This window comes from Pseudacidovorax intermedius, from assembly GCF_003350475.1.
Classification (GTDB): domain Bacteria; phylum Pseudomonadota; class Gammaproteobacteria; order Burkholderiales; family Burkholderiaceae_C; genus Xenophilus; species Xenophilus intermedius.
Genome location: NZ_QQAV01000009.1, coordinates 209091 through 229164, shown reverse-complemented (window position 1 = coordinate 229164; position 20074 = coordinate 209091). Strand labels below are relative to the sequence as shown.

Sequence of the window (20074 nt, the reverse complement as noted above, 5' to 3'; positions counted from 1 at the left end):
GTAAGACGAACGCAGGTTCTATGCCATTTTCATTCGTCTGCCCAAGAGGCAACCGCAGCACTTCTCAATGCTGCCGGTTACAGCAAATGCACCGATATGATGCACAGCAGCCTAACGCACCAATTCTGCGCCAATCGATGCACCAAAATCAGACAAACCCCGTTTGAGACGTGCATACGCCGGTTCAAGTTGGCGCGTATCGCCCTTGACGCCGAGCTCGATATGTCGCCCGTACTGCGGGTGGTCCACGCTGGGCAGGCTGAATACCTTGATGCCCGTGAACTCGCTTTCGAGCGCCTCCATGAGGGGCGTGAGGCTGGCCTCCATCGCACCGAAAACGATCAGCGAGCGCTCGGCAATCGCCACCTCTCGGCGCAGATGGGCATAGCGCCGATCCAGCACCCACTCGACCATCGGCCACGCCATCACTGGAAAGCCCGGCACGAAATGGACATCGTGGACGCTGAAACCCGGGATCTTGTTGTATGGGTTGGGGATGATCGACGCACCCTGCGGAAACACACCCATGTTCAGGCGATGCACGTTGTCGGCGCGGTCGGGCTCGTAGGGCACGCCCTGCTCACGCGCGGTGTCCTGCATCCGCTCGCGGATCAGCTGGGCGGCCTCTGGATGGAGAGCGAGGGGCACGCCGAGCGCCGCAGCTGCGCACTGGCGCGTGTGGTCGTCGGGCGTGGCACCGATGCCACCTGTGGAGAAAACGATGTCCGGCCCCTCGAATGCACGCCGCAACGCCGCCGTGATGCGCGCGGGATCGTCGCCGACGTATTCGGCCCACGCGAGCGACAGTCCCCGCGCGCCGAGCAATTCGATGACGCGGGCCATGTGCTTGTCGGTGCGCTTGCCCGAGAGGATCTCGTCGCCGACGATGATCAGACCGAAGGCGGGGCTTTCAGTGGAACTCATGCTGCAGGAGGATGGAAGGAAGGCAGGGCCGGCGGAGCCACGTCGGGCGGCGGGTCGGCGGGCGGAAGGAAGGTGGGTGGCGCGGCGGCAGACGCCTCCTGACGCAGTTGCGCCAGCGCTTCCAGCGCGTAATGGGCGAACCACAGGGCTGAGAAGGCGAAGACTAGCGTGTAGATCCACATCGCCACGGGAATCAGGATGAAGAAGGCCGCCGCGAACACCAGCCCAGAGGCCCACACGATGCTCGGAGCGGCACCCAGATAGCCGCACAGGATGCCGATGGTGAGCAGGCGCAGTCGATGGCGGCGCACGATGATGCGCCGCTCGTCTGCACTGGCATGCTCGGCCAAAGCATCGAAACTCATCACCCGGCAGGTGAGCCAACCCCAGATCAGCGGCGGCAGCACGAGCACCAGCGGCGGCACCAGCCACAGCGGCATCGACACCAGCAGGGCCACCACGGCGGCCACTGTCAGCGCCACCGAGCGCACCACGCTCGCCACCATGCCTGCACCGCGCTTCTTCTCCAGGGTGGGAAAGCGCCGCTCGGCCACGAGACGCGTCAGCGCGGGCGCCATGAAGGCCGCGACCACGACCAGCGACACCATCGCGAGCACTGGGGTCGCCGCCAGCAGGACGATCAGAGGCGCCAGCAGGTTGCGGACATCGCCGACGAAAAGACGTTGGAGCCAGTTCCAGAAGCCGGCCAACAGGGGCCAGGCGTCCAGCGCTCCGCGCATCCAGCCGACCGCAGGCTCCCAGTAGAAGTAGGACAGGCCCACCGAGGCTGCCACCATCAGAGCCAGCGGCACGAGCGACAGCAGGATGACCCGCGGATGCAGGCAGTAGGCGGCCGCGCGCCAGCAGGAATCAGCGAGAAGACGCATCGGCGCGCAGCATAACCGCAGCCCGCAAGCACCCACCGGCGCCGTATGCGTCAGGCACGCCCCAACAGCCTCCGCAGGCCCAGCCACTGCTGCGACCAGAAGCCGCGACCATAGTCGCGCAGGCGGCCATGGGCATCGGGCTCCACTTGGTCGCGCACGCCCGTGGGCAGATAGCGCAGATCGAAGTTGGCGGTGCGCAGCAGCATGTCCCACCATGGCAGGAGCACGCCGAAATTGCATCCGCCCAGCACACCGGGGCGGCCCACCTCCTCATGGCCCACGCCGATCGCATGATGCAGCCGATGAAAGCGCGGACTGACCCACAACCGCTCGCCCACGCGCCCGAAGTGCAGCCGCAGATTGGCATGCTGCAGGCTCTGGCTGAGCTGGGTCAGCGCCACCAGGACGACGAACTGCCCTGGCGGGACGCCGATAAGCTGGGCGACCACGACGACGATGGTGCTGTGGATGATGTCGTCCAGCAGGTGGTTGCGGGCATCGCTCCACATCGTCATCTGCCGCTGCGAATGGTGCAGCGCATGCAGCCGCCACCACCAGTCGATGGTGTGCTGCCCGCGGTGGATCAGGTACTCGACGAAATCAAGCACGACGAGGTACAGCAGGAAAGTGATCCATGGCTGATCGGTCACGCCGGGCCATAGCGCGTCGAGCTGCATCGTGCCCCAGCCTGCGGCGCGCACATGGCCGAGCACCATGTCGAACAGCGGCTGCAGCACGAAGAAAATCCCGACCCGGAACAAGCCCAGCCGATGGACAAGCGTGTAGATCACGTCCACCCGCACGGCCCGGCGGTCCTGCACCGGCTCCACTGGACGCCAGCGCTGGAGGGGCGCAAAGATCGCCAGCATGACGATGATCTCGAGCAGGCCCACAAGCAGCCAGCCGGTGGCATCGAAGCCATCCTCCAGCAGGTTGCCCATGCCGGCCGCGAACATCACCGGCTGGACCACGGTCTCGAACAGCCACTGCTGCATCAGGCCGAAGGGGTCGGTCAGCCAGGCATGCCAGTCCATCGCAAGCTCTCCGTCCTTGTTCGAAATTCAGGGATGCGCCGCAATCCAGGCACGGTAGTCGGGATGGTCGCGCAGCGTGCGGAAGCAGAAGCCGCGTTGCTGCAGGCCCGTGACAAGCGGCTCGAGCACTGCCGGCGCCCATGGATCCTGACGCGACCAGATGCCCAGGTGCGCCAGCAGCACATCGCCGGGGCGAATGCGCTCCAATGCCTGGGCCAGCAGCTTCTGGTTGGGATATTTGTCACTGGGCAGTTCGTCGCCCAGAAAGCCCGCAGGCGACCAACCCACGTACATGTAGCCGCAGGCACGCGCCGCCTCCAGTAGCTTGGGCGAGGTCTTGCCGCCCGGCGCCCGGTACAGCGGCAGCGGCTTCTTGCCCGTGATCTGCGCCAGGCGCTCACTGGACTTGCGGATGTTCTGGCAGTACTGCGCCGCCGTCCAGGTCAGGCGCTGGCCCGTCTGAGGGCCCGCTGAGGGCTGGATCGTGAAGCGTTTCTGCCCGTTCTCGTCCGGCAGGTCGGCGCGCCAGTAGGCATGGTCGTAGGTGTGCGACGCGAACTCGTCGCCATCGGCCGCCCTCGCCTGCCACCAAGGCGCCCAATGGTCGTCCAGGCTGTCGCCACCGTCCTTGGTGCGCTCGGCGGCAGCAAAGAAGGTCACATGCACGTCGTGGCGCTTGAGCACGTCGGCCACCAGCGGAGCCACCCCCATATGACCCGTGTCGAAGGTCAGATAGACCGGCTTGCTGCACTCGGCTGCCGTCGCGGCCAAGACCGATGCGCCGGTCGCTGCAGCCACGACAGCGACGGCCAGGCGGCACGCGGCACGGCCCAGGCGTTCAGCGCGCATGGTCGAGAGTCCAGACACCATGCGGCGACTTGCCGACGGGCACCTGCTTCATGAGCTGGCCGGCCTGCAGGTCGACCACGCTGAGCTTCTTGGCCCAGCGCGAGGTCACGTACAGGCGCTTGCCGTCGGCGGAGACATCCATGCAGTCGGGTCCGCCGGGCACGGCGTAGTTGGCCACCACCTTGAGGGAGGCGAAATCGATCCGGCTGATGGTGTTGGCCACGCGGTTGCTGACAAACACCGTCTTGCCGTCGCCCGCCGCCCGGAAGGCATGCGCGCCCTTGCCGGTCGACAGGATGCCCACGGCCTTCGGCTCGCGGCCCGATACGTCGAACACCTGCACACCCTCGCCACCCGTCAGGCCGACCAGCAGTGTCTTGTCGTCATGGATGCCGAAGATGTCGGCGGGCATCGGTCCTGTCGCGGTGCGCCAGCGGATGGTCTGGGTGGGGATGTCGACGGCGATCAGCTCGTCGCTGTCCTGCATCGAGACATAGGCCGTGGTGCTCTTGGAATCAATCCAGATGTGGCTGGGTGTCTTGCCGGTGACGAGGCGCTTGGCCAGTTGCAGGTTACTGCCATCCCAGCGGTAGATGTCGACATGGTTCAGCCGGTTCGCGGCGGTGACGAACCACTTCATGTCGGGGGAAAAGCGCAACTGGTAGGGGTCGATGATGCCGTTGACGGTGCGCTGGATCTCGCCCGTCTTCGGGTCGAAGAAGGTCAGCGAGTCGCCAGCCGAGTTGGCCACGATGACCGAGCGCTGGTCCGGCGTCAGGTAGATGTGGTGAGGCTCCTTGCCCACCGAGACCCTGCGCATCTCGGTCCAGGAGGTGGGATCGATCAGGCTCACGGTCGCATCCAGCGAATTGAGCACGAAGATGGGCGGGGGAGCCGCCGCCGCGAGGCCCGGCAGACAACTGCAGGCCAGGGACAGCAAAACGGCCGCGAGGCGGCCGGCACGAAGGGAATGAGCGCGCAAGATTCAACCTGTGGAGGCGGGACGAAAAATACTAACGGTCAGCCCCCAGCAGAGGATGACTTCGTGGTCAGCTTCTTGACCTGGAACAGCGATTCGACCTCTGCGGCGGTAAGCCAGCGCCACTCGCCCGGCGCGAGTTCCGGGGGCAATTGCAGTTGCCCGACACGTGCCCGGTGCAGCGCCTCGACGCGATTGCCTGCTGCCGCCACCATGCGCTTGACCTGGTGGTACTTGCCCTCGTCGAGCGTCAACTGCAGCAGTCGCTCCTCCAGCCGCTCGGCGGCCAGCGCCCGCACCGGCCTGGGATCGTCATCGAGCACCACGCCTTCGCGCAACCGCGCCAGTTGCGCCTCATCCAGCGGGTGCTTCAACGCGGCCTCGTACACCTTGGGAACATGGTGACGCGGCGAAGCCATGCGGTGCAGGAACTTGCCGTCGTCCGACAACAGCAGCAAGCCGGTCGTGTCCTGGTCGAGCCTTCCAACGGCCTGAACCCCGTCCACACCGCCCTTGACCGGCCGCTGGCGCAACGGATCCGGCAGCAGCGTGTAGACCGAAGGCCAGGTCGAAGGCTTTTGCGAGCACTCCGTCCCCGCCGGCTTGTTCAGGACCACGTAGGCCTTGGCGTGGTATTCCCACGGCTTGCCCTGGACCGTGTAGCGAAGACCTTCCTGGGCGTCGACATCGAAGGCAGCGTCGGTGACGGCCTGTTCGTCGAGCGTGACGTGGCCATGCTGGATCAGGCCGGCGCACACGCGCCGCGTTCCGAACCCCTGGCTGAAAAGCAGTTCTTGCAGTTGCATGGTGGGCGCGGATGTTAGTCGACGCCCATCCGCGCGCTGGACCACAATCCGGCGCAGCACGCCCCGGGTCGGCCGGGAACGCACCCTTCTTCACCGCATCGAAGCAGCCATGCTCCATCCCCTTCTCCGCTCCCTTGCCGCCGCCACCACGCTCGCCGGGACCGCCACCCTCGCCTTCGCGCAGCCGCAACTCGATCTGCCCCGCGTGCCCATCACGGCCGGCATGTACCGGATCGATGCGCAGGTGGCCGCCACGCCTCAGCAGCGGCAGACGGGCCTGATGTTCCGAGAGAACCTGCCCCAGCAGGAAGGCATGCTCTTCGTGTTCGAGGAGCCCGCCGTGCAGTGCTTCTGGATGAAGAACACGCTCGTGCCGCTGACGGCCGCCTTCGTGGCCGACGACGGCCGCATCGTGAACCTGGCCGACATGCAGCCGCAGACCACCGACAGCCACTGCTCCGAGGCACCGGTGCGCTACGTGCTCGAGATGAATCAGGGCTGGTTCGCCAAGAAGGGTCTGCGCAAAGGTGCCAAGCTGGCGGGTGCGCCGTTCGCGGCCGGTCGCTGATCGCCGCCCATGCGCCCAGGCTTGCGCGCCTGGACGCTGACAGCCTACCGCGCCTTCCTACTACGCGAGGGCGTCGAGCACCACCTACATCGATGCCATCTAAGCCCAACGATCCTTCGGACCAGACCCCGGCGGCAATGTGGCAGCCGGGCCCCTGGCAACACTCAAAGGATCTTTCGATGTTCGAACAAGCACAAGGCGCTTTCCAACGCGTGGCGGGCAAGGCCCAGGATGCGCTGGGCGAAATGACCAATGACTCGGGCATGCAGGCCGAGGGCAAGATGCGCGAGGCACAAGGCGTTGTTCAGCAGAGCTATGGCCAGGCGCTGGACGAAATCCGCGAAATGGCCGTGAAGCACCCCCTGGGACTCGTCGGCGGCGTGGCCGCTGCGGCGTTCCTGATGGGAATGATCTGCGCCCGCCGCTGACGCGTTTCAGTCTGCCGACCGATAGAACGGCTCCGCTGCAGCGCTCGCGGGAGTGCTCTGGCCAAGCCTTCCCTGCTCCCGGGCGGCAGGCTCACGACTTGCCGCCCTTTGGCGTTTGACCCCATACATCGCCGCGTCCGCATGGCCGAGCAGTTCCTCCGCATCTCTCCCATCGGCCGGAAAGCGCGCGGCACCGATGCTTGGCCGTACCACCAAGGTCGCATCGCCCACCACGAAGGGCTGGATGAAGGCTTGCTCGATGCGGCTGCTCAATAGGTAGGCGCCGCGTCCGCCGATGTCCTGCTCCAGCAGCACCACGAATTCGTCGCCGCCAAGCCGCGCTAACACATCGGCGCTCCTAACCGTTGCACCCAGCCGGTCAGCCACGGACTGCAGCAGGCGGTCGCCCATCGCGTGGCCCATGCTGTCGTTCACCCGCTTGAATTCGTCCAGATCGAGGAAAAGCAACGACAGCTCCGAATCGCGCTCCTGCGCCGCGCGTACTGCGGCGGACAGGCGCTCGACGAAGGAACGGCGGTTGAGCAATTGGGTCAACTGGTCGCGTTGGGCGAGGGTCTGCAGACCCACATGGAGTCGCTTGCGTTCGATTGCGGTCGCCACCTGGGACGCGATGAAATGCAGCAGTTCGGCATCGGCGGCCCCATAGCCCTTCTCGGGATCCTCACTGCGCAAAACCAGTGCGCCGATCGGCCCGTCCTGCGTGGGCAGCGCGGCGGCGAGTAGCCCCGGCGGCGAGTCGCCCGCCTCCTCGGCCGACGCCTGGCCAAGCAGACGCGCCAGCCAGGGCGCATCTGCCGGGCTCACCGGCCCAGGCGCTCTGCCCATCACGTCGACTTGGTAGGCAGGGTGCAGCAGCTGCTTTGCGTCATCGAAGAGCAGTACCGCGAAGTTCCGCGCGTCGAGCAAGGTGCCGACGATGCCGTGCACGCTTTCGAACAAGGAGAACAGGTCCTGCGCCGTATGCGCCGCTTCGGAGATGGCGTAGAGCGCCGCCTGCAGGGCGCGACTCTGATGCAGCTCGGTGATGTCGTGCGCGACGGCCACGCGCAGGCCGGCGCTCTCCACCCACTGCGCCGTCCACCTCACGTGGACGACACCCCCATCCTTGCGGATGTAGCGGTTCTCGAAGTGGAGTTGCAGATGCCCCTGCATCACCCGACGGGCGGCCTCCAGGGTGGGCGCCCGATCATGCGGATGCACGAACTCCATCATGTTCCGACCCACGACCTCTTGCGTGCCGTAGCCGAAGATTCGCTCGAACGCCGCGTTCACGAAAACGAAGTCACCCGACGGCGTGACCGCACAGACGGCATCGAGCAGCAGGTCCAGAAAGTTTTCGGAAACGAATCCGCGCATGGGCATGGGGAGCCGGGCTTGAAACCTAGAGGCTCATTGTCCCGCCATTCGCCCCGAAGGAGGGCTTGAGCGTGTCGCGCCCCGCCGATGGAGACACACCACCGCAGTGATGCGGACGAAAAAAAACGCCACTGGATGGTGGCGCCTTCTTGGAATGGTGGTGGGCGGTGAGGGCTTTGAACCCCCGACCCCAGCAGTGTGAATGCTGTGCTCTACCCCTGAGCTAACCGCCCGAGGAGAAGGACTTTTTGTCTTTCTCTTCAGTTTCGTGCAGTGCTGCGCGAAGCCTTAGATTATGCCATGCTTTTTTGATCTTGCAACCGAAAAATGGTTTTTCCGCCGCTGGCCTTGTCCAGGTCGAGCAACGCCTGTTCATGCGAAGCCAGTTCGTCCACGGTCGCGGCCAGCACAGGCAGGCTGAACTGGCGCAGATCCACATCGACGATGATGCCCTGCTCTTCGCTTTCGCCCGTGTCGATGTCGATCAGCAGCGCGTCTTGGCCGCGCGTGAGATTGATGTAGACGTCAGCCAGCAGCTGGGCGTCGAGCTTGGCGCCGTGGAAGGTCCGGTTCGACCGGTCCACGCCGAAACGGTCGCACAACGCATCGAGCGAGTTGCGCTTGCCCGGGAAAAGTTGCTTGGCCATGACCAGCGTGTCGGTCACCTCGGCCACGTAATCGCGCAACGGCTTCAGGCCCGCACGTTCCAACTCCTTGTTAAGGAAGCCGACGTCGAAGGCCGCGTTGTGAATGATCAACTCGGCGCCACGCAGGTACTCGATCACATCCTGCGCCATCGTGACGAACTTGGGCTTGTCGCGCAGGAACTCGGTGGTCAGGCCGTGGACCCGGAGGGCGTCCTCGTGGCTCTCGCGCTCCGGATTGAAGTACAGGTGCAGATCGTTGCCGGTCAGCTTGCGGTTGACGAGTTCTACACAGCCCAGCTCGATCACACGGTCGCCGTTCTCTGCCGACAGGCCGGTGGTTTCGGTATCGAGGACGATCAGGCGCGACATGCTCTTTCCTTGCCGGGCACGCAACGGGTGGCGGACACGGCCATGGTCAGTGGTTTTCCTTGGCGTGGTTGATCGTGTACTTGGGAATCTCCACGACCAAGTCCTTCTGCGCCAGGATCGCCTGGCACGACAGGCGCGACTGCGGTGTCAGGCCCCAGGCGCGGTCGAGCAAGTCTTCCTCTTCTTCCTCGGCCTCGTTCAGGGAGGCGAGGCCTTCCCGCACGATCACATGGCACGTCGTGCAGGCGCAGCTCATCTCGCAGGCGTGCTCGATCTCGATGCCGTTTTCGAGCAGCGCTTCGCAGATGGAGGTGCCGGCCGGCGCCTGGATCTCGGTGCCCTGCGGACAGTACTCGGCGTGGGGAAGAATCTTGATGATGGGCATGGGTCTCAAACGGATTCGATGCTGCGGCCCGCCAGCGCCTGGGCGATGCCCTTGTTCATGCGCTGCGCGGCGAACGCCTCGGTGCCATGGGCCAGTGCCTCGGTGGCCTCGGAGATGGCCGACTTGTCGTCGCCATCACGTACGGCAGCCAAGGCATCCAGCAACTGATCGATGGCCTGGCGCTCCGGCGCGCTCAGCAGCGCGCCGTCGGCTGCCAGTGCGGTGCGGGTGGCCTGCAACATGCGGTCGGCCTCGACGCGCGCCTCGATCAACGCGCGCTGCTGCATGTCGGCTTGCGCGGTCGCGAAGCCCTCCTGCAGCATGGTGGCAATCTGGTCGTCCGACAGGCCATAGGAAGGCTTGACGGTGACGCTGGCCTCGACGCCGCTGCTCTGCTCCTTGGCGGAAACAGAAAGCAGGCCGTCGGCATCCACGGTGAAGGTCACGCGGATGCGCGCCGCGCCAGCCGCCATCGGCGGAATGCCACGCAGCGTGAAGCGCGCCAGGCTGCGGCAGTCGGCGACCAGATCGCGCTCGCCCTGCACCACATGCAATGCCAGAGCGGTCTGGCCATCCTGGTAGGTGGTGAAGTCCTGCGCCATCGCGGTGGGGATGGTCGTGTTGCGCGGCACGATGCGCTCCACGAGTCCGCCCATGGTCTCGAGTCCGAGCGACAGCGGGATCACGTCCAGCAACAGCAGGTTGCCTGCACCATCGTTGCCAGCCAGTTGATTGGCCTGGATCGCCGCGCCGAGCGCCACGACCTCGTCAGGATTGAGGTTGGTGAGCGGCGGACGCCCAAAGAAATTGCCCACGGCCTGCCGGATCTGCGGCATGCGCGTGGCGCCACCCACCAGCACGATGCCCTGCAATTCGTTCGGCGTCAGCCGCGCATCGCGTAGCGCCTTGCGCACGGCGGCGAGGGTGCGCTGCGTCAGGGGCTGCGTGGCGGCATCGAAGTCGGTGCGCGTGATGGTCAGCTCGTGCGTCGCACCTGCCAGCTCGACCTTGAGCGGCGCCGCGTCGGCATCGGTCAAGGCCTCCTTGCAGTGACGCGCGGCAACCAGCATGCGTGCCCGCTCCTCGTCGTTGGCCGGCACCCGTCCCAGGCGCTTGATCACCAGGTTTGCCAGCGCATGGTCGTAGTCGTCGCCGCCCAGGGCCGAGTCACCGCCAGTGGCAATGACCTCGAACACGCCCTGCGTCAGCCGCAGCACCGAGATGTCGAAGGTGCCGCCCCCCAGGTCGTAGACGGCGTACACACCCTCGCTGCCGTTGTCGAGGCCATAGGCGATGGCAGCGGCGGTGGGCTCGCTGATCAGGCGCAGAACGTTGAGCCCCGCCAGTTGCGCGGCATCCTTGGTGGCCTGACGCTGGCCTTCGTCGAAATAGGCCGGCACGGTGATGACCGCGCCATACAGGTCGCCATCGAAGGTGTCTTCTGCGCGGTAGCGCAGCGTGGCCAGGATCTCCGCGCTCACCTCCACGGGCGACTTGGGGCCGGCGACGGTCTGCACCTTCACCATGCCGCCCTCGTCGAGCAGCGTGTAGGGCATGGCAGACCGGTTGGCGATGTCGCCCAGCCCGCGGCCCATGAGCCGCTTGGCGGACGTGACGGTATTGGCCGGATCCGCAGCGCGCGCATCCAGGGCCGCAAATCCGATCTGCCGCCGGTGCGCATCCAGGTAGCGCACCGCCGATGGAAGGATCACCCTGCCCTGCTCGTCGGGCAGGCATTCGGCGACGCCATTGCGCACCGAGGCAACCAGCGAATGGGTGGTGCCCAGGTCGATGCCGACTGCGATGCGCCGCTGATGCGGGTCCGGCGCCTGGCCGGGTTCGGAGATCTGAAGAAGTGCCATGGAGAAAACTATTGTCCCAGCCGGTCGAGTCGCTCATCGAGCTCGGTCGAAAAGCGTTCGATGAACATGAGGGCTCTCACCTGCTGAGCTGCGGCGGGATAGTCACCCTTCTCGTCGATCAGCCAGTCCAGGCTGGAGAGGGCGCGGGCGCGGGCGGACTGGACCCCCTGCTGCAAGGCATCGAGCGCCGACGCGTCGCCGGCTTCTTCCAGCTCCTCACGCCAACTCATCTGCTGCATGAGGAAGTCCGCCGGCATGGCCGTATTGTTCTCGGCCTGCACGGGCGCGCCGTTCATCTCGCACAGGTAGGCCGCACGGCTCAACGGATCCTTCAGACGCTGATAGGCCTCATTGATGCGCACGGACCATTGCATGGCCAGTCGCTGCGCCGCCGGGCCCTGCGCCGCGAAGCGATCAGGATGCGCCTCACGCTGCAATTCCTTCCAGCGCGTATCCAGCGCACCCCGATCCTGCCCGAACGTGGGCGGCACCGCGAACAGCGTGAAGTCATCGTCGGTCAATTGCATGGGCCATTCCTCGTGCTGCCAAGAAAAAGCCGCCAAGCCCTTTCGGGTGGCGGCCCCGCTCCCTCCGAGTCGCAATCAGACGCGGAAGCTCTCACCGCAACCACAGCGGTCGCGCTCGTTCGGGTTGTTGAAGCGAAAGCCTTCGTTCAGCCCCTCGCGCACGAAGTCCAACTCCGTGCCATCGATGTAGGCCAGGCTTTTGGGATCCACCAGCACCTTGACGCCATGCTCCTCGAAGATGACATCCTCCGGCGCCGACTCGTCCACGTACTCCAGCTTGTAGGCAAGACCGGAGCAGCCCGTGGTCTTCACACCCAGCCGCACGCCGATCCCCTTGCCACGCTTGCTCAGGTAGCGGGACACATGGCGCGCCGCAGCTTCGGTCAGCGTGATCGCCATTGCGTTCGAAGCTCCGGTCACGAGGCGAGGGCTTCGGCGCCGGTCTTCGCGCCAGCCTTGGCGCGATAGTCGTTCACGGCGGCCTTGATGGCATCCTCGGCCAGGATCGAGCAGTGGATCTTGACCGGCGGCAATGCCAGCTCTTCGGCGATCTGCGCGTTCTTGAGCGAGGCGGCCTCGTCGAGCGTCTTGCCCTTCACCCACTCGGTGACGAGCGACGACGATGCGATCGCAGAGCCGCAGCCATAGGTCTTGAAGCGCGCGTCCTCGATGACGCCGGTCTGCGGATTCACCTTGATCTGCAGCTTCATCACATCGCCGCAGGCGGGCGCACCCACCATACCGGTGCCGACGGTGTCGTCGCCCTTGTCGAAGGAGCCGACGTTGCGGGGGTTTTCGTAGTGGTCGATGACCTTGTCCGAATAAGCCATGGGGTCCTCTTCTTTCTTGGTGGATTCAGTGGGCAGACCACTGGATCGTGCTCAGGTCGACGCCATCCTTGTACATCTCCCACAGCGGGCTCAGCTCGCGCAACTTGGCGACGTTGTGGCGGATGGCCGCGATGGCGACGTCGATTTCTTCCTCGGTCGTGAAGCGACCGATGGTCATACGCAGGCTGCTGTGGGCCAGCTCGTCGCTGCGACCCAGGGCGCGCAACACGTAGCTCGGCTCCAGGCTGGCCGAGGTGCAGGCAGAGCCCGACGACACCGCCAGGCCCTTGATGCCCATGATCAGCGACTCGCCTTCGACGAAGTTGAAGCTGATGTTCAGGTTGTGCGGCACCCGGCGCTCCAGGTCGCCGTTGATGAACACCTGCTCGATGTCCGACAGACCGTCGATCAGCCGCTTCTGCAGTGCGCGGGCCTTGGCGAGGTCCTGCGCCATCTCTTCCTTGGCGATGCGGAAGGCCTCACCCATGCCCACGATCTGGTGGGTGGGCAGCGTGCCCGAACGCATGCCGCGCTCGTGACCACCGCCGTGCATCTGGGCCTCCAGGCGCACCCGCGGCTTGCGACGCACGTACAGGGCGCCGATGCCCTTGGGGCCGTACGTCTTGTGCGAAGCCAGGCTCATCAAGTCGATGGGCAGCTGGGTGACGTCGATCTCGACCTTGCCGGTGGCCTGCGCTGCGTCGACGTGAAAGATCACGCCCGTCTCGCGGCATGCGTTGCCGAGCGCGACCATGTCCTGCACCACGCCGATCTCGTTGTTGACGAACATGACGCTCGCCAGGATGGTGTCCGGCCGGATGGCGGCCTTGAACTTGTCCAAGTCGAGCAGGCCGTTTTCCTCGACGTCGAGGTAGGTCACCTCGAAGCCCTGGCGCTCCAGCTCACGCATCGTGTCCAGCACGGCCTTGTGCTCGGTCTTCACAGTGATGAGGTGCTTGCCCTTTTCTTTGTAGAAGTGGGCAGCGCCCTTCAGCGCTAGGTTGTCGGACTCGGTGGCACCGGAGGTCCAGATGATTTCGCGCGGATCGGCATTGATCAGGGCGGCGACGTCGCCGCGGGCCTTTTCCACCGCCTCTTCCGCTTCCCAGCCCCACGCATGGCTGCGCGAAGCGGGATTGCCGAAATGCTCACGCAGCCAGGGGATCATGGCGTCGACCACGCGCGGGTCGACCGGCGTGGTTGCGCCGTAATCAAGATAGATCGGGAAATGAGGAGTGACGTCCATGGCTCGCTCGTGCTGGCGTGGATACGGAAACAATCACGAACGGAGGAGCCGGCAGCGACAGGCCGCTGCGGCTCGCCCGCCGTGCATCAGGACTTGGCGAAGGCGTTGCCGAGGGCGAACACCGAGTTGGGCGCATTCACCCGGATCGGCTTGACCACCGGCTGGCTTGAGATCGCCCGCTTGACGGCCGGCTTGTTCTCAACCTGCACGCCCTTGGCGATCTGGTCGTCCACCAGCTTCTGCAGCGTGACGGAATCCAGGAACTCGACCATCTTCTGGTTGAGCGAGGCCCACAGCTCATGGGTCATGCAGCGGCCGGCTTCGCCCATGCAATTTTCCTTGCCGGCGCAGTGGGTAGCGTCGATCGGTTCGTCCACCGACACGATGATGTCGGCGACCGTGATGTCCGCCGCCTTGCGACCCAGCGAATAACCGCCGCCCGGGCCACGCGTGGATTCCACCAGCTCATGGCGACGGAGCTTGCCGAAAAGCTGTTCCAGGTAGGACAGCGAAATCTGCTGCCGCTGGCTGATTGCGGCCAGCGTGACCGGACCGGAGTTCTGGCGCAGTGCCAAGTCGATCATGGCGGTGACCGCAAAACGGCCTTTGGTAGTGAGACGCATCGCAAGCTCCTTCAGTTGGCTTACCGTTAAACAACACCTGGGATCCACAGGATCCGGTGGCGCCCGTCTCCGCCCTGCCCGGCATCCCGCCCATCGAAAGGTAGGAGCCGGCCCTTCATCGCGAAGTTCTTTGTTCTTGAGTGTTTCGCTCAAGTATAACAGAAACCCCGAGCCGTGCTCGGGATAACGCGGGTTTTTCCTCTCACTTTCGCCCGCCGACCGGGAGCACCGCGATGTTGTCGCCGCCCGCCGCCCCGAAGGCCTGCTCGCGCAGCAGCGCCAGTTGGTCGCGCACGCGGGCCGCCTTCTCGAATTCGAGGTTGCGGGCGTGCTCCAGCATCTGCTTTTCCAGTCGCTTGATCTCCTTGGCCACGTCGCGCTCGCTCATGTCCTCGACGCGGGCACGCTCGACCTCGCGCTTGCCGGCCTCCTTGACGGACTTCTCGCCGTAGACGCCGTCGATCAGCTCGCGGACCTGCTTGACGATGCTGCGCGGCACGATGCCGTTGGCTTCGTTGAAGGCGATCTGCCGCTCGCGGCGGCGCTGCGTCTCGCCGATGGCCTTGTTCATCGACGCAGTGATGGTGTCGGCGTACAGGATGGCCTTGCCATGCAGGTTGCGCGCCGCGCGGCCGATGGTCTGGATCAGGCTGCGCTCGGCGCGCAGAAAGCCTTCCTTGTCCGCATCAAGGATGGCAACGAGCGACACCTCGGGAATGTCCAGGCCCTCGCGCAGCAGGTTGATGCCCACCAGCACGTCGAAGCTGCCCAGACGCAGGTCGCGGATGATCTCCACCCGCTCCACGGTGTCCACGTCGCTGTGCAGATAGCGAACCTTCACGCCGTTGTCGCTCAGGTATTCGGTGAGCTGCTCGGCCATGCGCTTGGTCAACGTGGTGATCAGCACGCGCTCGTTCTTCTCGACGCGGATGCGGATCTCGCCCAGCACGTCGTCCACCTGGTGGGTGGCGGGCCGCACCTCGACCTCGGGGTCGATCAGGCCCGTGGGCCGCACCAGTTGCTCCACCACCTGGCCCGCATGCTCCTGCTCGTAGGCCGCCGGTGTGGCCGACACAAAGATGCACTGCCGCATCCGGCGCTCGAATTCCTCGAACTTGAGCGGCCGGTTGTCCAGCGCCGACGGCAGCCGGAAGCCGTACTCCACCAGCGTGGTCTTGCGCGCCCGGTCGCCGTTGTACATGGCGGCGAGCTGGCCGATCATCTGGTGGCTCTCGTCCAGGAACATCAGGGCGTCCTTGGGCAGGTAGTCCGTCAGAGTGGCCGGCGGGTCGCCGGGCGCGGCGCCCGACAGGTGCCGGGTGTAGTTCTCGATGCCCTTGCAGTGGCCGATCTCGGCCAGCATCTCCAGGTCAAAGCGGGTGCGTTGCTCCAGGCGCTGGGCCTCCACCAGCTTGCCGCCACCGACGAGTTCCTTCACCCGGTCGGCGAGCTCCAGTTTGATGGTGTCGACGGCGCGCAGCGTCTTGTCGCGCGGCGTGACGTAATGGCTGGACGGGTAGATCGTGAAGCGCGGAATCTTCTGCCGGACGCGGCCCGTGAGCGGGTCGAACAGCGACAGGCTCTCGATCTCGTCGTCGAACAGCTCGATGCGGATGGCCAGCTCGCTGTGCTCGGCCGGAAACACGTCGATGGTGTCGCCCCGCACCCGAAAGGCGCCGCGCGAGAAGTCCTGCTCGTTGCGCGTGTACTGCATGCGGATGAGCCGGCCGATCACGTCGCGTTGGCCGATCTTGTCGCCCACGCGCATGATGAAGCGCATCTCGGTGTAGTCCTCCGGGGCGCCGATGCCGTAGATGGCACTCACCGTCGCAACGATCACCACATCCCGCCGCTCCAGCACGCTCTTGGTGGCCGACAGCCGCATCTGTTCGATATGCTCGTTGATCGACGAGTCCTTCTCGATGAACAGGTCGCGCTGAGGCACATAGGCCTCGGGCTGGTAGTAGTCGTAGTAGCTGACGAAGTACTCCACCGCGTTCTTCGGGAAGAACTCGCGGAACTCGCTGTACAGCTGCGCCGCGAGCGTCTTGTTGGGCGCGAACACGATGGCCGGCCGGCCCAGGCGTGCGATGACGTTGGCCATGGTGTAGGTCTTGCCCGAGCCCGTCACACCCAGCAGCGTCTGGAAGACCTCGCCGTCCTGCACGCCCTCGACCAGTTGCTCGATGGCCTTGGGCTGATCGCCCGCCGGCGGATAGGGCTGGAACAGCTCGAAGGGCGAATCGGGGTAGCGGACGAACTCGCCTTTGGCGGGCGCGGCGGCATCGTCGGCGGTCTGAAGGTCTGCGGTCATGGTGGTGAGGCTCCGGGGCAGCAGTCCAACTGTGGGGCGGCCGGTAAAATTCCAAGCGAACCGGCAAGGCTAACCCAAAGGCGATGCCAGGTTCTGCACCCAGCCTCGCCGGCCGCGAGGCTCGCCCCAGCATCCAAAGGACTTTCTCCATGTCTCTCTTCTCCGCCGTCGAGATGGCGCCGCGCGACCCCATCCTGGGTTTGAACGAACAATTCGCCGCCGACACCAACCCCAACAAGGTCAACCTGGGCGTGGGCGTGTACTACGACGACAACGGCAAGCTGCCGCTGCTGGAATGCGTCAAGAAGGCCGAGGCCGACATGATGAAGGCCCCCTCGGCCCGCGGCTACCTGCCCATCGACGGCATCGCTGCGTACGACAACGCCGTCAAGGCCCTGGTGTTCGGCGCCGACAGCGAGCCGGTCAAGTCCGGCCGTGTGGCCACCATCCAGGCCCTGGGCGGCACCGGCGGCCTGAAGGTCGGCGCCGACTTCCTCAAGAAGCTCTCGCCCTCGGCCCAGGTGCTGATCAGCGACCCGAGCTGGGAAAACCACCGCGCACTGTTCACGCAGGCTGGCTTCGAGGTCGGCACCTATGCCTACTACGACGCTGCCAAGCGCGGCATCGACTTCGACGGCATGCTGGCCGCGCTGCAGGGCGCTGCCGCCGGCACCATCGTCGTGCTACACGCGTGCTGCCACAACCCGACCGGCTACGACCTCACGCCCGCGCAGTGGGACCAGGTGGTAGAGGTGGTCAAGGCCCGCCAGCTGACGCCCTTCCTGGACATGGCCTACCAGGGCTTCGGCTACGGCATCGCCGAAGATGGCGCCGTGATCGGCAAGTTCGTGGCCGCCGGCCTGACCTTCTTCGTCTCCACCTCCTTCTCCAAGAGCTTCAGCCTGTACGGCGAGCGCGTGGGCGCCCTGTCGGTGCTGTGCGAGAACAAGGAAGAAGCAGCGCGCGTGCTGTCGCAGCTGAAGATCATGATCCGCACCAACTACAGCAACCCGCCGACGCACGGTGGCGCCGTCGTGGCGGCTGTGCTGGGCAACCCCGAGCTGCGCGCCCTGTGGGAGAAGGAGCTGGGCGAGATGCGCGTGCGCATCAAGGCCATGCGCCAGAAGCTGGTGGACGGCCTGAAGGCCGCCGGCGTGGAGCAGGACATGAGCTTCATCACCAGTCAGATCGGCATGTTCAGCTACTCGGGCCTGACCAAGGACCAGATGGTGCGCCTGCGCAACGAGTTCGGCGTCTACGGCACCGACACGGGCCGCATGTGCGTGGCCGCACTCAACAGCAAGAACATCGACCACGTCTGCGCGAGCATCGCCAAGGTGGTCTGAGGCGTTGCGGCCGCTGCCTCCTCTCGGAGGTGGCCGCGCACCAAAGAAAAAGGCAGCACGGGGATCCATGCTGCCTTTTTCTTTGCAGCCCGCCAGCATAGGACCGGCGGGCCGTCCTCACCCGACGATCAGGCGAAGTTCTTTTCGGCGAATTCCCAGTTGACCAGCTTGGCCAGGAAGGTCTCGACAAACTTGGGACGCAGATTGCGGTAGTCGATGTAGTAGGCGTGCTCCCAGACGTCGACGGTCAGCAGCGCCTTGTCTTCGGTCGTCAGGGGCGTACCGGCGGCGCCCGTGTTGACGATGTCGACGGAGCCGTCGGCCTTCTTCACCAGCCAGGTCCAGCCCGAGCCGAAATTGCCGACGGCGGACTTGACGAAGGCTTCCTTGAAGGCGTCGTAGCTGCCCCATTTGGCCTCGATGGCCTTGGCCAGCGCGCCAGAAGGAGCGCCGCCGCCTTGCGGCTTCATGCAGTTCCAGAAGAAGGTGTGGTTCCAGATTTGCGCGGCGTTGTTGTAGATGCCGCCGCTGGACTTCTTCACGATTTCTTCGAGCGTCATGCTCTCGAATTCGGTGCCCTTCTGCAGGTTGTTCAGGTTCACCACATAGGCGTTGTGGTGCTTGCCGTAGTGGTACTCCAGCGTTTCCTTGGAGTACTCGGGGGCCAGCGCGTCCATCGCGTACGGCAGGGGAGGCAGAACATGTTCCATGTGAAGCTCGTTCGTGGGTTGGTTGACAGAAACCGTGGGATTCTAGGAAGGATTGCCGCTGCCTGCGTCGGACGACGTCCCTTGCTGGAGGGTGATGACCTGCAGGTTGGCCGTGCCATCCGCCAGTGTGGCGTTCACGGATTCGCCCGGACGCAGTTGGGCCACGCGGGTCACGGTGCGTCCCTTGGCATCCGCCAGCCAGGCATAGCCCCGCTGGAGCACCACCGCAGGGTCGAGCATCTGGAGACGCAACGCAGCACGCTCCAGCCGATCAGAACGGTTGCGCAAGCTGGTCCGACCCGCGGCGGGCCATCGCCCTTCAGCGGCATCGAGCCGACGCTGCGCCTGATGCAGCCACGCGGTGGTGGCGCGATGCAGACGCTGGTCCCACTGCGCCAGCACCGCCTGCTGCCGCGCCGCGAGCCCGGAGGGTCGGCCAAGCCGGGAAGCAGCCTGGTCGAGCCGCTGCGACAGCCGGTCCAGCCGGCCTTGCAAAGCATCTCGCAGATCGTCTTCGAGCGCATCCAGCCCCTGGAGCCAGCCATCGCGCGAAGGCGCGACGAGTTCGGCGGCGGCGGTCGGCGTGGGTGCGCGCAGGTCGGCGCAGAAGTCGGCGATGGTGAAGTCCGTCTCATGCCCCACGCCGACGACCACCGGTACCTGGCTGGCCACGATGGCGCGCGCGAGTTGCTCGTCGTTGAATGCCCACAGGTCTTCCAGCGAGCCGCCGCCCCGCACCAGCAGGATGGCATCGGGCCGCGGCTCGATCTCCTGCAAGGCCGACAGGGCAGCGACCAGTTCACCCGGCGCCTGGCCGCCCTGCACGGACGCTGGCGCGACCACCACCTCCACATGCGGGGCGCGTCGGCGCAGCGCCGTCACCACATCGTGCAAAGCCGCCGCACCCAGGGAAGTGACCAGCCCGATGCGGGCGGGAAACATCGGCAACGGGCGCTTGCGCGAGGGATCGAACAGCCCCTCGGCCTCCAGCTTCGCCTTGCGCTGCACGAACTGCTCGAACAACGTGCCCTGGCCCGCCCTGCGCAGGCTCTCCACCACCAGTTGCAGGTCGCCGCGGGCTTCGTACACCGTCAGCCGTCCGCGCAACTCGACCAGATCGCCATTGCGCACATCGAAGTCGACCAACGATGCGGCACGGCGGAACATCGCGCAGCGCATCTGCCCCTGGCCATCCTTCAGCGAGAAATAGCAATGGCCGCTGGTGGCACGAGAAAAGCCGCTCACCTCTCCCTGCACCGCCACCGGGTTAAAGCGCGCATCGAGCGCGTCCGCCGCGGCCCGGCACAGCGCCCCCACAGCCCACACGCGCGGCTGGATGCCGAAGCCTTCAGCCATGGCCCGC

21 protein-coding genes and 1 tRNA gene are annotated in these 20074 nt (G+C 65.7%); 3 read left to right on the top strand and 19 right to left on the bottom strand.

What is annotated here, in order from left to right:
- Window positions 1-111: 111 nt before the first annotated feature.
- From DFR41_RS20830 to DFR41_RS20805, 6 genes are read right to left on the bottom strand one after another with little or no spacing between them, the layout of a single operon-like run.
- Window positions 112-924 (bottom strand): competence/damage-inducible protein A, encoded by an 813-nt coding sequence (locus tag DFR41_RS20830; protein ID WP_114804114.1) that lies wholly within the window; start codon window positions 922-924, stop codon window positions 112-114.
- Complete coding sequence (locus DFR41_RS20825) at window positions 921-1811, bottom strand: EI24 domain-containing protein (protein ID WP_114804113.1); 891 nt, start codon at window positions 1809-1811, stop codon at window positions 921-923. The genes DFR41_RS20830 and DFR41_RS20825 overlap by 4 nt, the downstream gene beginning before the upstream one ends.
- A 50-nt stretch (window positions 1812-1861) precedes the next feature.
- Window positions 1862-2845, bottom strand: coding sequence for a sterol desaturase family protein (locus DFR41_RS20820; RefSeq protein ID WP_017756971.1), 984 nt, complete (start codon window positions 2843-2845; stop codon window positions 1862-1864).
- Between the two features lie 27 nt (window positions 2846-2872).
- A complete protein-coding gene (locus DFR41_RS20815) occupies window positions 2873-3694 on the bottom strand; it encodes a polysaccharide deacetylase family protein (protein WP_017756972.1) in 822 nt (273 codons plus the stop codon).
- Window positions 3684-4679, bottom strand: coding sequence for a YncE family protein (locus tag DFR41_RS20810; protein ID WP_425326717.1), 996 nt, complete (start codon window positions 4677-4679; stop codon window positions 3684-3686). Before DFR41_RS20810 ends, DFR41_RS20815 begins: the two co-directional genes overlap by 11 nt.
- A gap of 35 nt (window positions 4680-4714) precedes the next feature.
- A complete protein-coding gene (locus DFR41_RS20805; RefSeq protein WP_017756974.1) occupies window positions 4715-5479 on the bottom strand; it encodes a pseudouridine synthase in 765 nt (254 codons plus the stop codon).
- Window positions 5480-5588: 109 nt separating this feature from the next.
- Between DFR41_RS20805 and DFR41_RS20800 the strand changes: the two genes are divergently transcribed.
- Together DFR41_RS20800 and DFR41_RS20795 are read left to right on the top strand one after the other, a co-directional pair.
- On the top strand, window positions 5589-6047 hold the full coding sequence (locus DFR41_RS20800; RefSeq protein WP_017756975.1) for a DUF192 domain-containing protein: 459 nt from the start codon (window positions 5589-5591) through the stop codon (window positions 6045-6047).
- Window positions 6048-6226: 179 nt separating this feature from the next.
- Complete coding sequence (locus DFR41_RS20795) at window positions 6227-6475, top strand: CsbD family protein (RefSeq protein WP_017756976.1); 249 nt, start codon at window positions 6227-6229, stop codon at window positions 6473-6475.
- 6 nt (window positions 6476-6481) lie between these two features.
- Here DFR41_RS20795 and DFR41_RS20790 read toward each other — a convergent pair whose 3' ends face one another.
- The 11 genes from DFR41_RS20790 to uvrB all read right to left on the bottom strand — a co-directional run bounded on the left by DFR41_RS20790 (window position 6482) and on the right by uvrB (window position 16655).
- Entirely contained in the window at window positions 6482-7858 is a 1377-nt protein-coding gene (locus tag DFR41_RS20790) for a sensor domain-containing protein (RefSeq protein WP_114804112.1), read from the bottom strand.
- A gap of 152 nt (window positions 7859-8010) precedes the next feature.
- Window positions 8011-8085, bottom strand: a tRNA-Val gene (locus DFR41_RS20785).
- Window positions 8086-8145: 60 nt separating this feature from the next.
- Window positions 8146-8868: a DNA polymerase III subunit epsilon gene (gene dnaQ / locus DFR41_RS20780; protein ID WP_017756978.1), complete on the bottom strand. Its 723-nt coding sequence runs from the start codon at window positions 8866-8868 to the stop codon at window positions 8146-8148.
- A gap of 46 nt (window positions 8869-8914) precedes the next feature.
- Window positions 8915-9253, bottom strand: a complete 339-nt coding sequence (fdx, locus tag DFR41_RS20775) for an ISC system 2Fe-2S type ferredoxin (RefSeq protein WP_017756979.1) — start codon at window positions 9251-9253, stop codon at window positions 8915-8917.
- A gap of 5 nt (window positions 9254-9258) precedes the next feature.
- Window positions 9259-11115 carry a Fe-S protein assembly chaperone HscA gene (hscA, locus tag DFR41_RS20770; protein ID WP_114804111.1) on the bottom strand — a complete coding sequence of 619 codons (1857 nt, stop codon included), beginning with the start codon at window positions 11113-11115 and terminating at the stop codon, window positions 9259-9261.
- An 8-nt stretch (window positions 11116-11123) separates the two neighbouring features.
- Window positions 11124-11642 carry a Fe-S protein assembly co-chaperone HscB gene (gene hscB, locus DFR41_RS20765; protein ID WP_017756981.1) on the bottom strand — a complete coding sequence of 173 codons (519 nt, stop codon included), beginning with the start codon at window positions 11640-11642 and terminating at the stop codon, window positions 11124-11126.
- Between the two features lie 75 nt (window positions 11643-11717).
- Window positions 11718-12041: an iron-sulfur cluster assembly protein IscA gene (gene iscA, locus DFR41_RS20760; RefSeq protein WP_017756982.1), complete on the bottom strand. Its 324-nt coding sequence runs from the start codon at window positions 12039-12041 to the stop codon at window positions 11718-11720.
- Between the two features lie 17 nt (window positions 12042-12058).
- Complete coding sequence (gene iscU / locus DFR41_RS20755) at window positions 12059-12472, bottom strand: Fe-S cluster assembly scaffold IscU (RefSeq protein ID WP_017756983.1); 414 nt, start codon at window positions 12470-12472, stop codon at window positions 12059-12061.
- A gap of 25 nt (window positions 12473-12497) precedes the next feature.
- Window positions 12498-13718: an IscS subfamily cysteine desulfurase gene (locus DFR41_RS20750; protein WP_017756984.1), complete on the bottom strand. Its 1221-nt coding sequence runs from the start codon at window positions 13716-13718 to the stop codon at window positions 12498-12500.
- 86 nt (window positions 13719-13804) lie between these two features.
- Window positions 13805-14341 carry a Fe-S cluster assembly transcriptional regulator IscR gene (iscR, locus tag DFR41_RS20745; RefSeq protein WP_017756985.1) on the bottom strand — a complete coding sequence of 179 codons (537 nt, stop codon included), beginning with the start codon at window positions 14339-14341 and terminating at the stop codon, window positions 13805-13807.
- A gap of 202 nt (window positions 14342-14543) precedes the next feature.
- Window positions 14544-16655 (bottom strand): excinuclease ABC subunit UvrB, encoded by a 2112-nt coding sequence (uvrB, locus tag DFR41_RS20740; RefSeq protein ID WP_114804110.1) that lies wholly within the window; start codon window positions 16653-16655, stop codon window positions 14544-14546.
- A gap of 149 nt (window positions 16656-16804) precedes the next feature.
- Between uvrB and DFR41_RS20735 the strand changes: the two genes are divergently transcribed.
- On the top strand, window positions 16805-18001 hold the full coding sequence (locus tag DFR41_RS20735) for an amino acid aminotransferase (RefSeq protein WP_017756987.1): 1197 nt from the start codon (window positions 16805-16807) through the stop codon (window positions 17999-18001).
- 128 nt (window positions 18002-18129) lie between these two features.
- On the opposite strand, the gene DFR41_RS20730 is transcribed toward DFR41_RS20735, so the two are convergent.
- Together DFR41_RS20730 and xseA are read right to left on the bottom strand one after the other, a co-directional pair.
- On the bottom strand, window positions 18130-18711 hold the full coding sequence (locus tag DFR41_RS20730) for a superoxide dismutase (protein WP_114804109.1): 582 nt from the start codon (window positions 18709-18711) through the stop codon (window positions 18130-18132).
- A 42-nt stretch (window positions 18712-18753) separates the two neighbouring features.
- The gene (gene xseA, locus DFR41_RS20725) at window positions 18754-20067 is read right to left on the bottom strand and encodes an exodeoxyribonuclease VII large subunit (RefSeq protein ID WP_114804108.1); all 1314 of its coding nucleotides are present in this window, start codon (window positions 20065-20067) and stop codon (window positions 18754-18756) included.
- Window positions 20068-20074 lie beyond the last annotated feature (7 nt).

What these genes read in the sequence shown, in the direction of transcription:
- DFR41_RS20830 (WP_114804114.1), bottom strand. Translation starts at nt 924, where the DNA reads ATGAGTTCCACTGAAAGCCCCGCCTTCGGTCTGATCATCGTCGGCGAC.
- DFR41_RS20825 (WP_114804113.1), bottom strand. Translation starts at nt 1,811, where the DNA reads ATGCGTCTTCTCGCTGATTCCTGCTGGCGCGCGGCCGCCTACTGCCTG.
- DFR41_RS20820 (WP_017756971.1), bottom strand. Translation starts at nt 2,845, where the DNA reads ATGGACTGGCATGCCTGGCTGACCGACCCCTTCGGCCTGATGCAGCAG.
- DFR41_RS20815 (WP_017756972.1), bottom strand. Translation starts at nt 3,694, where the DNA reads ATGCGCGCTGAACGCCTGGGCCGTGCCGCGTGCCGCCTGGCCGTCGCT.
- DFR41_RS20805 (WP_017756974.1), bottom strand. Translation starts at nt 5,479, where the DNA reads ATGCAACTGCAAGAACTGCTTTTCAGCCAGGGGTTCGGAACGCGGCGC.
- DFR41_RS20800 (WP_017756975.1), top strand. Translation starts at nt 5,589, where the DNA reads ATGCTCCATCCCCTTCTCCGCTCCCTTGCCGCCGCCACCACGCTCGCC.
- DFR41_RS20795 (WP_017756976.1), top strand. Translation starts at nt 6,227, where the DNA reads ATGTTCGAACAAGCACAAGGCGCTTTCCAACGCGTGGCGGGCAAGGCC.
- DFR41_RS20790 (WP_114804112.1), bottom strand. Translation starts at nt 7,858, where the DNA reads ATGCCCATGCGCGGATTCGTTTCCGAAAACTTTCTGGACCTGCTGCTC.
- dnaQ (WP_017756978.1), bottom strand. Translation starts at nt 8,868, where the DNA reads ATGTCGCGCCTGATCGTCCTCGATACCGAAACCACCGGCCTGTCGGCA.
- fdx (WP_017756979.1), bottom strand. Translation starts at nt 9,253, where the DNA reads ATGCCCATCATCAAGATTCTTCCCCACGCCGAGTACTGTCCGCAGGGC.
- hscA (WP_114804111.1), bottom strand. Translation starts at nt 11,115, where the DNA reads ATGGCACTTCTTCAGATCTCCGAACCCGGCCAGGCGCCGGACCCGCAT.
- hscB (WP_017756981.1), bottom strand. Translation starts at nt 11,642, where the DNA reads ATGCAATTGACCGACGATGACTTCACGCTGTTCGCGGTGCCGCCCACG.
- iscA (WP_017756982.1), bottom strand. Translation starts at nt 12,041, where the DNA reads ATGGCGATCACGCTGACCGAAGCTGCGGCGCGCCATGTGTCCCGCTAC.
- iscU (WP_017756983.1), bottom strand. Translation starts at nt 12,472, where the DNA reads ATGGCTTATTCGGACAAGGTCATCGACCACTACGAAAACCCCCGCAAC.
- DFR41_RS20750 (WP_017756984.1), bottom strand. Translation starts at nt 13,718, where the DNA reads ATGGACGTCACTCCTCATTTCCCGATCTATCTTGATTACGGCGCAACC.
- iscR (WP_017756985.1), bottom strand. Translation starts at nt 14,341, where the DNA reads ATGCGTCTCACTACCAAAGGCCGTTTTGCGGTCACCGCCATGATCGAC.
- uvrB (WP_114804110.1), bottom strand. Translation starts at nt 16,655, where the DNA reads ATGACCGCAGACCTTCAGACCGCCGACGATGCCGCCGCGCCCGCCAAA.
- DFR41_RS20735 (WP_017756987.1), top strand. Translation starts at nt 16,805, where the DNA reads ATGTCTCTCTTCTCCGCCGTCGAGATGGCGCCGCGCGACCCCATCCTG.
- DFR41_RS20730 (WP_114804109.1), bottom strand. Translation starts at nt 18,711, where the DNA reads ATGGAACATGTTCTGCCTCCCCTGCCGTACGCGATGGACGCGCTGGCC.
- xseA (WP_114804108.1), bottom strand. Translation starts at nt 20,067, where the DNA reads ATGGCTGAAGGCTTCGGCATCCAGCCGCGCGTGTGGGCTGTGGGGGCG.